The organism is Pullulanibacillus camelliae (assembly GCF_014642655.1).
GTDB classification, from domain to species: domain Bacteria; phylum Bacillota; class Bacilli; order Bacillales; family Sporolactobacillaceae; genus Pullulanibacillus; species Pullulanibacillus camelliae.
Genome location: NZ_BMIR01000008.1, coordinates 76,157 through 89,718 on the forward strand (window position 1 = coordinate 76,157; position 13,562 = coordinate 89,718).

The following is a 13,562-nucleotide window of genomic DNA, read 5'->3' on the forward strand; positions in this document are numbered from 1 at the left end:
GCAAATGGCCAAGCCTTCTATAGCACTAAGCGGCTATAGAGTAGATCAGAATAAGCTGAACAAATTTGCATACTTAAAAAGTGCTTCGAGAAGATGTGAGGATACAAAAAGGGATAAGTCGTTACGAAAAATCTAATATGTAACAATAATTTTATCATTATAAAAAAGGATAAATGTGTCTATATGTTGAATACCATTCTTATGGTAGAATAATATTTCAGAGGATATCACGAATATCATATTTTTTTTCTATTAGTTAGCGACATATACTTGTCAACATGGTACACTTGTAATTATAAAAGTTAAATCAATAATAAATGAGATACTGATAGATGGAGTAGATTAAGGAGGTGCCGGAGATTGAACAACAATGACATATATGTAAGCTTAGACATCGGTACATCCACGGTCAAAGTTTTGATTGGCGAAATGACAGGGGACTCATTAAATGTCATTGGCATCGGTAAAGCGGACTCTAATGGACTAAAAAAAGGGTCAATTGTTGATATAGATGAAACGGTGCGCTCAATTCGAAACGCGGTGGAGCAGGCCGAAAGAATGGTAGGATCAAAAGTACAGAGCGTCATCGTAGGCGTGACAGGAAATCACATCCAATTACATCCTTGTCACGGTGTGGTTGCTGTCTCAAGTGATAACCGAGAAATCGGTGATGATGATATCACGCGGGTGATGGAGGCTGCGCAGGTCATGCCTATTGCGCCTGAACGAGAAATCATCGATGTCATTCATCATGAGTTTATCGTAGATGGACTAGAAGGGATTAATGACCCAAGAGGCATGGTTGGCGTTCGTCTGGAAATGAAGGGTATTGTGATTACTGGCTCTAAAACCATTTTACATAATCTTGAGCGCTGTGTTGAAAAGGCGGGCTTAGAGATTGCCGATATTTGTTTAACACCTTTGGCACTAGGCTCTGTTGCGCTTACAAGTGATGAAAAAAATCTTGGTGTGGCACTTGTTGATATTGGTGGTGGCACAACGAAGGTGGCCGTTTTTGACCAAGGGATTTTAATCGATACGTTCGTCCTTCCCATAGGTGGGAATCATATTACGAAGGACATTTCCATTGGTCTTCGGACGACAACGGATCATGCCGAATCTATTAAATTAAAATATGGACATGCTTTTATCGACCATGCATCCAATGAAGAAGGCTTTCTCGTACAGAAGATGAATGGTTCAGGAGATGAAACGATCAGTCAGCAGGATCTTGCTTACATAATAGAGCCACGTATCGCTGAAATTTTAGAGCTGATCAATGAGGAGATCCGCCGAAATGGATTTTTAGAGCTACCAGGCGGTTATATCTTAACCGGTGGCGTTGCGGCAATGGAAGGCATATTAGATCTTGCACAGCATGAGCTTAACAATAATGTCAGGGTCGCAATCCCGGATTATATTGGTGTGAGAGAACCCCAATATACCACATGTGTGGGGTTGATCAAATTTGCCTATCGCAATGTCAGAATTCAAGGCAGAGACTTTGGAGTAGCAATTGCCCCCGAGATGTCTAATGGACAAGGACACCAAAAGAAGAATAAAGTCAAAGCAGAAAAAAATCCTAACCGTGGCGGTGTCACAAAAAAAGTAAAGCAATTGTTTGATTCATTCTTTGATTGATCGACTTGGGCAATTAATAAATGGGAGGCACATAGAATGTTAGACTATATGGAGATGGAACAGCTGGCACAAATAAAAGTCATCGGCGTTGGAGGCGGCGGTTCAAACGCGGTTAATCGCATGATTGAGAGCGGCATTCAAGGCGTTGAATTCATTTGTGTGAATACAGATGGACAAGCATTAAAACTTTCAAAAGCTGAAATAAAATTACAGCTCGGTGAAAAGTTAACAAGAGGGCTAGGCGCAGGAGCGAATCCTGATATTGGTAAAAAGGCTGCAGAAGAAAGCAGAGAACAAATTGAAGAAGTGCTCAAAGGGGCCGATATGGTCTTTGTCACTGCTGGAATGGGTGGCGGAACTGGAACGGGTGCTGCACCAGTGATTGCAGAAATCGCCAAGGACTTAGGGGCACTTACTGTAGGAGTCGTCACTCGCCCGTTTACATTTGAAGGGCGAAAACGCTCGACACAAGCGGCTGGTGGTATCAATCACCTCAAAGAAAAAGTAGATACATTAATTGTGATTCCCAATGACCGTCTTTTGGAAATTGTTGATCGCAATACGCCAATGCTTGAAGCATTTCGTGAGGCAGATAACGTTTTGCGCCAAGGCGTCCAGGGCATTTCCGATTTAATTGCGATGCCAGGGCTCATTAATTTGGACTTTGCTGATGTTAAAACGATTATGACAGATGGTGGTACAGCGCTAATGGCTATTGGTGTGGCTACAGGAGAAAATCGTGCAGCTGAAGCGGCTAAAAAGGCAATTTCAAGTCCATTGTTAGAAAAATCGATTGATGGAGCCAAAGGGGTATTAATGAATATTACAGGCGGCTCTAACCTTAGTCTTTATGAGGTGAATGAAGCAGCAGATATCGTCGCATCCGCGGCGGATCAAGAGGTGAATATGATCTTTGGTTCAGTTATCAGTGAGGAACTCGAAGATGAAATCATTGTGACTGTCATTGCGACTGGATTTGAGGAAGGGGAAAGCCGTAATCCGTCCATCCGTCGAGGAGAACGAATGAACCCAATGCCATCACAAAACAAACCGATGCATCGCGAAGAGCCAGAAGCTCCGCGTCCTTCACATCCATCTGTGGAAGAGGAGGAAGATACTCTCGATATTCCAACCTTTTTAAGAAATAGAAACCGTCGCCGTTAATTCGGTGGCGGTTTTTCCTATCAAGCGATACGAGTAGACACAGGGACAGCGGAGTTTTAGTCATAAAACCCTTAAAGAGCGTTGTCTAAGGGCCTTACATTCTTCAAGAAACTTCAAGCTAAGTAGTCACATCCATCAAGGAACCTCGGCTAAAACCGTTATATCCTGTGCATCGAACGCCGAAACTCGTAGATCTCTGCCACCCAAAAAGTAAAGCACATTTTTTAGGGACCCCGCTGATGTGCCGAAGGATGTTCCCATGGAAAGCGTGCGAAATCTACGCAATAGTATTCGGACTCCCCCTTTCTATGATGAAATGGATGTATTGGCTAAGCTTTTCCGCATTCCTCTTAATAGCACAGTATTTCATAATCTTTTGCTTACTTTAAGTAAGCACTATTATTTCAGTTGATTCTTCTCGATGATTTATTCCACTTCCCCTCTTCATTTTCTCTTATTTCTATTCGACAAAATAAAGTATAGATAGGCAGTGAAATACAAAATAACAAGTTTTGCACACCATTAACTGACAGACATTCTATAAAAAAGCCCGTATACTTTGGATAAACAACCTTCCGACAGGTGGGGTCTTCTATGACCATCTATTTGGATGTCGTCTGGCTTCTGAATGTATTGATTGATTTTATGATTTTAAAATTGACTGCGGGGGTGCTGAAAAGACCAATCCGCCGTTGGCGGTTAATAGTGGGGACGCTTTTTGCCTCTCTAATCATCTTATTGCTTTTTACACCACTTTCACCTATTTTTTATAATCCAATAGGGAAATTGTTTTATTCGCTCTTAATCGTCTATATTGTGTTTGGGTTTCGCAGGTTTTCACTGTTTTTCCAAAGCTTTTTTATGTTTTATTTTATCACCTTTATGATGGGTGGTAGTCTATTTGCTATTCACTATTTTCTTCAGTCAAGTCCATCATATGATCACATGTTATCTTTCAGTACAATGGAGTATGGCGATCCAATCAGCTGGTTGTTTGTCGTCGTGGCTTTTCCTTGTATTTGGTTGTTTTCAAAAAAACGGCTCGACCAAGTGGTGGTACGAAAATGGAGAACGGATCAAGAAATGGCGGTTGATATCTACTTTGGAAAGGTGATCATCCATGCAAGGGGAATGGTTGATACAGGAAATCAGCTCAATCATCCATTCAATGATGCTCCTGTCATGTTTATCAATCATGAGGTTGCGCATGGACAATTGCCTGAAACCTTTTTTCACGAAGATCCTGTTCAGGTTTTCAATGCAACCACTATTGATCGTGAATGGCTGACGCGCCTAAGCCTTGTTCCATATAGAGGCGTGAGTGGGGAAGAAAAAATGGTGCTAGCAATCAAGCCTGATCAAGTCATTTTGAAATCAGACGATGGTATCTTGATGTGCAAGAAAGTGTTTGTGGCCTTAACTGAGCATCGCTTATCTGAGGATGATGCTTTTAATTGTATTGTGCACCCGGAGATGATTCAAAAAGGAACGCGTCAACTACCAGCTTCATAAGCGTAAAGGTGGGGGAGATAAATGAAAAGATTGCGGATGAAATTGCTGTCAAAATGGTATGCCTTTCTTCAAAAGCTAGGCATTAAACCGAAGGAAATTTATTACATAGGCGGAAGCGAGGCTCTTCCACCACCCTTATCAAAAGATGAAGAGCAGGAGCTTCTTGGTAAGCTTGTGAAAGGCGATCAAGAGGCGCGCTCTACTTTGATTGAAAGAAATCTCAGACTTGTCGTTTATATTGCACGTAAATTTGAAAATACCAAAATCAATATAGAGGACCTCATTAGCATTGGAACAATTGGATTGATCAAGGCGGTCAATACCTTTAATCCTGAAAAAAAGATCAAGCTGGCAACCTACGCTTCGCGGTGTATCGAAAATGAAATCCTGATGTACCTTCGTCGAAACAATAAGCGCAAAACAGAAGTATCATTTGATGAACCACTTAATGTCGATTGGGATGGCAATGAGCTTTTACTATCAGACGTTCTTGGAACCGATAATGATATTATTACGAGAGATATGGAAAAGAAAATCGATCGCTCATTGCTAAAAAAAGCGATTTTGCTTCTGAATGATCGCGAAAAGGAAATCATGGAATTGCGTTTTGGTTTGGGAGGGGGCAAAGAGAAGACTCAGAAGGATGTCGCCGATCAGCTGGGCATTTCACAATCCTATATTTCTCGTCTGGAAAAGAGAATTATTAAACGCCTGCAGAAAGAGTTTAATAAAATGGTGTGAGCCTAAGTAGGGTGCTTAGCATTAACAGTTTTTGAGGAATAACGACTATTTGGAATAAAATAACAGGCATACCTCAATGCATATTTTTCCCTTTCAAGGAGATACTTTACGTTGTACAAAGCTCCGGCAAGGAGGGAATCATATGGCACGAAATAAAGTAGAGATTTGTGGTGTGGATACCGCAACGTTGCCTGTTCTCAAAAACGAAGAAATGCGCAAACTATTTGTGCAAATGCAGAATGGTGATCTATCGGCAAGGGAAGAACTCGTCAATGGAAACCTCAGGCTTGTTTTAAGTGTCATTCAAAGATTTAACAACCGTGGTGAATACGTCGATGATTTGTTCCAGGTCGGATGTATTGGACTTATGAAATCCATTGATAATTTCGATCTTAGCCAGAATGTAAAATTTTCAACGTATGCTGTACCAATGATTATTGGGGAAATCAGGCGTTATTTACGGGATAATAATCCCATTCGCGTCTCACGTTCACTTCGAGATATTGCTTACAAGGCTTTACAGGTCAAAGAAAAGCTGATTTCTAAGCACTCTCGTGAACCCACAGCAGAAGAAATCGCAAAGCAATTAGATGTCCCCATGGAAGATGTCGTCTTTGCGCTTGATGCCATCCAAGATCCAGTGTCATTGTTTGAACCCATATACAACGATGGCGGTGACCCCATCTATGTTATGGATCAAATTGGTGATGAGAAGAATAAGGATATTCAATGGATTGAAGAGATTGCTCTCCGTGAAGCGATGACGCAATTAAATGATAGAGAAAAAAATATTCTCTCCATGCGCTTTTTTCAAGGCAAAACACAAATGGAAGTTGCCGAAGAAATCGGAATCTCACAAGCTCAAGTTTCACGACTTGAAAAGGCGGCAATTAAGGAGATGAACAAGAATATTCAAAGCTAAAGGTTAAAAAAGAATAGATAGAATAGTCGAAGGTGTCCGAAAAAAGCATGGCTTTTAGGGACACCTTTTATGCTGTGACTTAGAAAGAAAGTTTGTCGTACTAAAGCCAGAGCTCCAAATGCTTATGAGTGCGTCCTTCAACCAATCTTTATGCTTCTTTTTTATTCTGTTTCCCCATATAGTAAAATACAAGCCTTTTATTATACTGTGAGAAAGTATACCTTTTTCTAATGCGGTTGGAAAAGTAGAGCAAAACTTGGGCTTTCCTCATCTGAGACTCTGGCATAGCATGAATGCCTGATATGGAGAAATCACATCAGGAGTGCTAAGCGCAACGGTGTAAGTCTGGTTTTGCTCATGTATGGGAGGTTGGATGATGGCGAGAATATCTGAATTTCAAGTGAAGGAAGTTGTGAATGTTGAAAATGGTAAGCTGCTTGGACATATCGGTGATCTTGATGTGAATATGACAACAGGAAAGATTGAACATATTGTCATTCCTGGCGCTGGTAAAATGCTCGGCCTTTTCGGTAGAGAAAATGATGTGGTTATTCCATGGAGAAACATTGTTAGAGTGGGGGATGATGTCATTCTTGTCAGATTTGGTGATGGCTTCACTGGAAATGAAGGAAATAGCGAATCTTGATGATTTAACCCTTCCGATGAGTGATTGTGATATGATAAGATGTGAGAAAGCTCTTGAATATCACTGAGAGTGTGTCGATTAATAAGGAGTGAGCGTATATTGGCAACCGAACCTTTCATACAACAATCAATAGAAGCACTTGAACTCGCTCCCATTCCTTTTTCTAATGGGCAGATTAGATTAGGCTTTACCTCAAGAAATGGTGGGTATAGCCCTGACCCTTACGCTTCTTTTAATATGGGGTATCATGTGGGAGATGCGGCAGAAGCCGTTACAAATAATCGTCTAAAATTAGGAGAATGTTTACATATATCTACGGATCAATGGGTGACTCCAGAGCAAGTGCATGGCAACACCGTTTTAAGAGTGACTAAGGAACAAGGGGGACAAGGGGCTCTGGACCTTGAATCAGCGATTTCTTCATGTGATGGCCTCTATACGACCGATCGTGATCTGCTTTTGACTGCCTGCTTTGCGGACTGTGTTCCAGTGTTTTTCTACTCCAAGAAGACCCCTGTGGTCGGGATTGCTCATGCGGGCTGGAAAGGGACAGCTGGAGAAATCGTTGGCCAAATGGTCAAGGCCTGGCAGCGTGATTTTGTGCTAGATCCAAAGGAAATGATGGCAGTTATCGGTCCTTCTATTGGGAAGTGCTGTTACGAGGTTGACGCGCGCGTGATCGAGGCTATTCATGCTCTTTCAGCAATAGATACGTCCAGTGCTATTGAGGACAAAACCGCCGGGAAGTATATGCTGGATTTAAAGCTTGTCAACAAGCTCATTTTACAAAAGTATGGGCTTTTAGAGGAAAATATCAGCCTGTCCCACTATTGTACAGGCTGTCGAACAGATTTGTTTTATTCTCATCGCATGGAAAACGGAAGGACTGGTCGCATGTTAGGCTATATCGCTTTGTTAAGTGGGGATGTCCAATGACTGTCGCCGACCAATTAACAACCATTCAAGCAACGATCGAAAAATCCTGTGAAAAAGTAGACCGTGATCCTTCTGAAGTCAAGGTCATCGCTGTAACAAAATATGTGACACCCGAAAGGGCCTTGGAAGCTGTCCAAGCAGGCGTTCATCACTTGGCCGAAAATCGCATGGAAGGAATTGAGCAGAAGCAAAGCGTCATCACTTCTGAAAACATTGCTTGGCATTTCATTGGTACCTTACAGTCTAGAAAAGCTAAGCATGTGGTGAATCGCATACAGTATCTCCATTCCTTAGATCGCCTCTCATTAGCTGAACAAATTGAAAAGTATAGAGAGAACGTGTTAGATTGTTTTATTCAGGTAAATATTTCTGGTGAAGAGAGTAAGCATGGGCTGAGTGAATCTGAACTATTGCCATTTATCGATGCTCTTAAGGCCTATCAAAAAATTCGCGTGATCGGTCTGATGACAATGGCCCCACATACCGATAATGAAATGCTCATACGAAAGGTTTTTCAGCGATTAAAACAGTGGCAGCTTCGCATACGAGATCTTGGGTATTCCCATGCGCCGTGTCAGGAGCTTTCTATGGGCATGTCCAACGACTATGCTCTTGCGATTGAAGAAGGCGCAACTTTTGTTCGTATTGGAACGGCCCTGGTAGGTAATGACAAGTAAAGGAGCAGGGGTAATGGGTTTTAAAGATTCTTTTAAGCAATTTTTTAATCTTGATGAAGATTTGGAAGAACAGATGGCAAAAATGGAAGCGAGCGAAGAGCAAGAGCGTTCAGCGAGAAGCCGGCTCAGCCGGCGCAATCATCGGAGCTTAGAGGAGCAAGAAACAGCCGGTGTTCAAGAACAGTTGGAGCATCCTGCTGAGGTTGCTCACGTCAATCCTTATAACTTTGATGATGTCCAAATGATTATTGATGAAGCCAAACACCATAAAATTGTCATCTTTAATTTGAGCAAGGTTACAAGGGTAGAAGCAAAGCGCATGCTCGACTTTATAAGTGGAGCGGTCTATGCCCTTGATGCTCAGATTGCGAAGGTACACAACCATACATTTGTTTTTGCGCTTGATACACTTGATATTGAGCCTGTCTTATCTGATTATAATGTAAACCAAACATCGTGAAATGAGGTGAGTAAGTGGGCTATGTTTTCAGTTTCTTATCAACACTTTTGCAACTTTACAGCTTTGCGTTAATCATTTATATTTTGATGTCATGGGTACCTAATATTCGCGAGTCCGCCTTTGGAAGGTTTTTAGGAAGAATTTGCGAACCCTATTTGCAGCCGTTCAGGCGTATTATTCCCCCGATCGGTATGATGGATGTATCGCCCATTGTGGCTTTCCTTGTCCTTAACTTTGCTCGAATGGGGCTCCAGCAGCTTTATTGGTATCTATAAGGAGAGAGAAGATGGCATTGTATGATCATTTTCGCCCGGAAGAAAAGACATTTATTGATCTTATTCTTGAATGGAAGGCGTATGTTAATGAACGCTATATAGTAAAGCGAACGGATTTTCTCGATCCAAGGCAGCTGGATATCATCAAGGCCGTCATTGGAAATCATCAGGATATGACGTTGAAATTTTCCGGTGGTTATGAGGGAGCGGAGCGGGTGAGAGCGTTACTTATTCCTCCCTATGTTGAAGAAAATCTCTTCGACATCAGTTTATTTGAGCTCCATTATCCAGTGAAATTTGCAACGATTGATCATAGACAGCTCTTAGGTGCCTTGATGGGCCTTGGTATAAAAAGAGAAAAGTTTGGTGATCTATTATTTTCACAGGAGAGAATTCAATTTATCACCGCCAGTGAGATCGCCGATTTTGTTCGTCTTAACTTGACCGAAGTGGGGAGGCATCATGTTCAGTGTGAAGCTGTCCCTTTTTCGGACATTCTGCCAGTCGAAGCCCATTGGGAACATCATGAGGGTTCAGTAGCTTCCTTGCGCTTAGATGTGGTCTGTGCTGAGATTTATCGTTTGTCACGCAGCAGGATCTCTGAACTTATTGAAGGAGGTCTCGTGAAGGTAAACTGGAGGACTGTTGAAAAAACCTCCTTTGAACTGAATGCGGGGGACTATCTTTCACTGCGCGGCTTTGGACGGAGTCGGTTATTGACCATAGAAGGGCTGACCAAGCGAGGCAATCGCTGGATTACATATGGCATTTTAAAATAATGAAATGGATCTTTGAAAAGGACTTGTAAGCAGGGCGTTGAACCTGTAAAATTAATTTATAGAATTTGCAGGAAATACGTCACTGATTGTCGAATTGCATTGTAATATATAAGAAGTTGGAGGTGGCGTTAATGCCGTTAACACCATTAGATATCCACAATAAAGAATTTTCACGAGGTTTTCGCGGATATGATGAAGATGAAGTGAATGATTTTTTGGATCAAGTGATTAAGGATTATGAAACCCTTATACATGATAAAAAAGTATTAGAAGAGAAGGTCCACAAATTAGAGGAGCGCTTAGGACATTTTTCTAATATTGAAGAGACGCTTAATAAATCGATTTTAGTCGCTCAGGAAACTGCTGAAGACGTCAAACAAAATGCGACAAAAGAAGCTAAGTTGATTGTTAAAGAAGCCGAAAAAAATGCCGATCGCATTATCAATGAGTCTTTAAGTAAATCGAGAAAAATCGCTCTTGATATTGAGGAATTAAAAAAACAAGCCAGCGTCTATCGTACGCGTTTCAGAATGCTCATTGAAGCTCAGCTTGAATTATTAAAAAATGATGAGTGGGATAAGTTATCTGAAACGATGGAAGACGGTGAGTTAGAGGCCGCTTCTTCAGGTGAATGAGCATAGACTTGACGTTGTTCACCCTTTTTTCATATACTTAATATTATCATGCATAAATGACTGACGTTGATAGGGAGAGTAACTATTTGGCTGTATTGCTCAGCGAGTTGGGAAAGGTGAGAGCCCAATGAATGGCCCGTAGTGAAGATCACCCTGGAGTTTCATCCCGAATGTTTAAGTAGGCGATGACGTTTTCTTCGCGTTAAGGAGAGTAAAGTCGGCAAAATGTGTAGACGTGATTTTGTCGAGAAGGGTGGTACCGCGGGCCTCTCGTCCCTTTTTGGATGAGGGCTTTTTTTATTTTTCCGACGTCAAGATGTATAACTTTGCGGAGAACCTTTAAGTTCAGGGCGATCAGCGAGTCATGAAATTTACAGTGGATTGAAGTGGAGGAAGAAATAATGGATTATAAAGACACGTTACTAATGCCGAAAACGGCGTTTCCGATGCGCGGAAACTTGCCAAATAAAGAGCCTGATATGCAGAAAGAATGGGAAGATGAGCACCTTTATGAAAAACAGCTTGACCGCACAAAGGATCGTCCGCTTTTTGTACTTCATGACGGCCCTCCATATGCGAACGGGGACATTCATATTGGACATGCTGAAAATAAAATCCTTAAGGATATGATCGTCCGCTTTAAGTCAATGTCAGGCTATCAAGCGCCCTATGTGCCTGGTTGGGATACACATGGATTGCCTATCGAACAAGCGCTGACAAAAAAAGGCGTAAAGAGAAAAAGCTTGTCCATCGCTGAATTCCGAAAGCTTTGTGAAGAATATGCTTTAGAACAAATCGATCGTCAAAGAACACAATTTAAACGCTTAGGTGTCCGCGGGGATTGGGATCATCCTTACGTCACGTTGCATAAGGACTATGAAGCTGAGCAAATTAAGGTTTTTGGTGAGATGGCTAAAAAAGGCTACATTTACAAGGATAAGAAAACCGTTTATTGGTCCCCATCCTCTGAATCAGCACTAGCTGAAGCGGAGATTGAATACCAAGACAAGCGCTCGCCGTCCATTTATGTTGCTTTTAATGTGAAAGATGGAAAAGGCGTGTTAGCAGGGGACGAAGCGTTTGTTATTTGGACCACAACCCCATGGACGATTCCGGCCAATATGGCGATCGCTGTTAACCCTGCTTTTGAATACAGTGTGGTTGATGTCAATCAGAAGCGATATATTGTGGCCTCTGAATTGCTTGAAGGGCTCAAGAGCACTTTGAATTGGGAAGGTGCACAAGTGCTCAAAACCGTAAAAGGTAGGGATTTGGAGTTTGTCGTCGCTTCACATCCGTTCTATGATCGCGACTCTTTAGTTATCCTAGGCGATCATGTTACACTGGAGGCCGGTACGGGATGTGTCCATACGGCACCAGGTCATGGTGAAGACGACTATTATGTAGGAAAAAAATACAATTTAGAGGTGCTCTGTCCAGTGGATGAAAAAGGTGTCTTAACCGCTGAAGCACCTGGATTTGAAGGCCTGTTCTATGATGCGGCTAATAAACCAATCACAGAAAAGCTTGAAGAAGTAGGAGCATTGCTTAAGCTTGACTTCTTTACCCATTCCTATCCACACGATTGGCGCACGAAAAAACCGATTATCTTTAGAGCGACAGAACAGTGGTTTGCTTCGATTAAGGATTTTAGATCGGATATTTTGGAGGCCATTAAACACGTTAAATGGGTGCCAAACTGGGGAGAAACGCGTCTTCATAATATGGTACGTGATCGCGAAGACTGGTGTATTTCCCGTCAGCGCGTCTGGGGTGTACCGATCCCTGTTTTTTACGGTGAAGACGGTGAGCCCATTATTACAGATGAAACCATTCAGCATATTTCTGATTTGTTTAGAGAACACGGCTCCAATATCTGGTTTGAACGTGAGGCCCAGGATCTGCTTCCAGATGGCTTTACATCAGAGCATAGTCCTAACGGCATTTTTACAAAAGAAACAGATATCATGGATGTATGGTTTGATTCAGGCTCCTCTCATCAAGCAGTTCTTGAACAACGAGAAGACTTACGCCGTCCAGCTGATTTATATCTTGAAGGCTCTGATCAATATCGTGGCTGGTTCAATTCTTCTTTATCCACAAGTGTGGCCGTAACGGGGAAGGCTCCTTATAAAGGTGTACTCAGCCATGGCTTTGTACTTGACGGTAAAGGACATAAAATGAGTAAGTCACTGGGCAATGTCATTGATCCAACCAAGGTGATGAAACAGCTTGGTGCCGATATCATTAGACTGTGGGTATCTTCAGTGGATTATACTGCTGATGCGCGGGTATCTCAGGATATTCTTAAACAAGTGGCTGAGGTTTATCGAAAAATCCGCAATACCCTCAGATTTTTACTTGGCAATTTACATGGATTTGATCCTGCCAAGCATTTTGTTAAGCCTGAGGCGCGCAGCGAATTAGATCGTTATATGACTGTTAAGCTTAATCGCTTGATTTCGAAAGTAATGCAAGCTTATAACGATTATCAATTTTTGAGTGTCTATAATGCGATTCATAATTATTGCACAATCGAGCTGAGTGCTTTTTATATGGATATCGCCAAAGATACGCTATATGTTGACCCTGAAAACAGTCATAGCCGTCGCTCCATTCAATCTGTTCTCTATCAACACGTTACGGCGCTAACCAAAATGCTTACACCGATTATTCCCCACACCACTGAAGAAGTGTGGCAATACATCCCAGGTGAAAAAGCGGAGTATGTGCAATTAACAGACATGCCAGAAGAAGAAGTGATTCAGAATGGTGAAGTCTTAGTTGAGAAATGGGACCAGCTTATGGCTGTCAGAGATGATGTGCTGAAGGCTTTAGAGACAGCAAGAAATGAAAAAATCATTGGTAAATCCCTTGAGGCGGCGATTGTTCTCTACCCAACAAAAGCCAATCGAGAAAAGCTTGAAAGTGTTGAACAGCTCAACAAATTCTTTATTGTTTCTCAAGCCAGTATTGCGGGTGAGATAAATGAAGCGCCTGCTGATGCGCAGACTTATCGAGAAACTGCGGTAATCGTCAAGGCAGCAGAAGGTGAAAAATGTGAACGCTGCTGGGTGGTGTCAACAGATGTAGGCACGGATAGTGACCATCCCACTCTTTGTGCATCCTGTGCAGAAACTGTAAAAAACCATTATGCTTAAATCGCTTATCAAG

13 protein-coding genes and 1 other annotated feature are annotated in these 13,562 nt (G+C 42.0%); all 13 genes read left to right on the forward strand.

Annotation, left to right across the window (positions count from 1 at the left end; genetic code table 11):
• Positions 1-360 precede the first annotated feature (360 nt).
• The 13 genes from ftsA to ileS all read left to right on the forward strand — a co-directional run bounded on the left by ftsA (position 361) and on the right by ileS (position 13,549).
• A complete protein-coding gene (gene ftsA, locus IEW82_RS09780) occupies positions 361-1,641 on the forward strand; it encodes a cell division protein FtsA (protein WP_188693032.1) in 1,281 nt (426 codons plus the stop codon).
• A gap of 36 nt (positions 1,642-1,677) precedes the next feature.
• The gene (ftsZ, locus tag IEW82_RS09785) at positions 1,678-2,805 is read left to right on the forward strand and encodes a cell division protein FtsZ (RefSeq protein ID WP_188693035.1); all 1,128 of its coding nucleotides are present in this window, start codon (positions 1,678-1,680) and stop codon (positions 2,803-2,805) included.
• Positions 2,806-3,399: 594 nt separating this feature from the next.
• Entirely contained in the window at positions 3,400-4,317 is a 918-nt protein-coding gene (gene spoIIGA / locus IEW82_RS09790; RefSeq protein ID WP_188693037.1) for a sigma-E processing peptidase SpoIIGA, read from the forward strand.
• A 21-nt stretch (positions 4,318-4,338) separates the two neighbouring features.
• Positions 4,339-5,058 carry an RNA polymerase sporulation sigma factor SigE gene (gene sigE / locus IEW82_RS09795; protein ID WP_188693040.1) on the forward strand — a complete coding sequence of 240 codons (720 nt, stop codon included), beginning with the start codon at positions 4,339-4,341 and terminating at the stop codon, positions 5,056-5,058.
• A 142-nt stretch (positions 5,059-5,200) separates the two neighbouring features.
• Entirely contained in the window at positions 5,201-5,980 is a 780-nt protein-coding gene (gene sigG, locus IEW82_RS09800) for an RNA polymerase sporulation sigma factor SigG (protein ID WP_188693043.1), read from the forward strand.
• A 376-nt stretch (positions 5,981-6,356) separates the two neighbouring features.
• A complete protein-coding gene (locus tag IEW82_RS09805; protein ID WP_188693356.1) occupies positions 6,357-6,626 on the forward strand; it encodes a YlmC/YmxH family sporulation protein in 270 nt (89 codons plus the stop codon).
• Between the two features lie 99 nt (positions 6,627-6,725).
• Positions 6,726-7,562: a peptidoglycan editing factor PgeF gene (gene pgeF / locus IEW82_RS09810; protein ID WP_188693045.1), complete on the forward strand. Its 837-nt coding sequence runs from the start codon at positions 6,726-6,728 to the stop codon at positions 7,560-7,562.
• A complete protein-coding gene (locus IEW82_RS09815) occupies positions 7,559-8,239 on the forward strand; it encodes a YggS family pyridoxal phosphate-dependent enzyme (RefSeq protein ID WP_188693048.1) in 681 nt (226 codons plus the stop codon). Before pgeF ends, IEW82_RS09815 begins: the two co-directional genes overlap by 4 nt.
• A gap of 13 nt (positions 8,240-8,252) precedes the next feature.
• Complete coding sequence (locus IEW82_RS09820; protein ID WP_188693051.1) at positions 8,253-8,699, forward strand: cell division protein SepF; 447 nt, start codon at positions 8,253-8,255, stop codon at positions 8,697-8,699.
• A 14-nt stretch (positions 8,700-8,713) separates the two neighbouring features.
• On the forward strand, positions 8,714-8,974 hold the full coding sequence (locus IEW82_RS09825) for a YggT family protein (protein WP_188693055.1): 261 nt from the start codon (positions 8,714-8,716) through the stop codon (positions 8,972-8,974).
• Positions 8,975-8,985: 11 nt separating this feature from the next.
• The gene (locus IEW82_RS09830) at positions 8,986-9,753 is read left to right on the forward strand and encodes a YlmH family RNA-binding protein (RefSeq protein WP_188693058.1); all 768 of its coding nucleotides are present in this window, start codon (positions 8,986-8,988) and stop codon (positions 9,751-9,753) included.
• 131 nt (positions 9,754-9,884) lie between these two features.
• Positions 9,885-10,388, forward strand: coding sequence for a DivIVA domain-containing protein (locus IEW82_RS09835; RefSeq protein WP_188693061.1), 504 nt, complete (start codon positions 9,885-9,887; stop codon positions 10,386-10,388).
• 57 nt (positions 10,389-10,445) lie between these two features.
• Positions 10,446-10,669 (forward strand) — a binding site (T-box leader).
• Positions 10,670-10,789: 120 nt separating this feature from the next.
• Positions 10,790-13,549 (forward strand): isoleucine--tRNA ligase, encoded by a 2,760-nt coding sequence (gene ileS, locus IEW82_RS09840; protein ID WP_188693063.1) that lies wholly within the window; start codon positions 10,790-10,792, stop codon positions 13,547-13,549.
• The last annotated feature ends 13 nt before the right edge of the window (positions 13,550-13,562 follow it).

Excerpts from the sequence above, each read along its gene's own strand:
- sigE (WP_188693040.1), top strand. The coding sequence starts at position 4,339 with ATGAAAAGATTGCGGATGAAATTGCTGTCAAAATGGTATGCCTTTCTT.
- ftsZ (WP_188693035.1), top strand. The coding sequence starts at position 1,678 with ATGTTAGACTATATGGAGATGGAACAGCTGGCACAAATAAAAGTCATC.
- sigG (WP_188693043.1), top strand. The coding sequence starts at position 5,201 with ATGGCACGAAATAAAGTAGAGATTTGTGGTGTGGATACCGCAACGTTG.
- IEW82_RS09820 (WP_188693051.1), top strand. The coding sequence starts at position 8,253 with ATGGGTTTTAAAGATTCTTTTAAGCAATTTTTTAATCTTGATGAAGAT.
- IEW82_RS09830 (WP_188693058.1), top strand. The coding sequence starts at position 8,986 with ATGGCATTGTATGATCATTTTCGCCCGGAAGAAAAGACATTTATTGAT.
- IEW82_RS09815 (WP_188693048.1), top strand. The coding sequence starts at position 7,559 with ATGACTGTCGCCGACCAATTAACAACCATTCAAGCAACGATCGAAAAA.
- spoIIGA (WP_188693037.1), top strand. The coding sequence starts at position 3,400 with ATGACCATCTATTTGGATGTCGTCTGGCTTCTGAATGTATTGATTGAT.
- IEW82_RS09835 (WP_188693061.1), top strand. The coding sequence starts at position 9,885 with ATGCCGTTAACACCATTAGATATCCACAATAAAGAATTTTCACGAGGT.
- ileS (WP_188693063.1), top strand. The coding sequence starts at position 10,790 with ATGGATTATAAAGACACGTTACTAATGCCGAAAACGGCGTTTCCGATG.
- IEW82_RS09805 (WP_188693356.1), top strand. The coding sequence starts at position 6,357 with ATGGCGAGAATATCTGAATTTCAAGTGAAGGAAGTTGTGAATGTTGAA.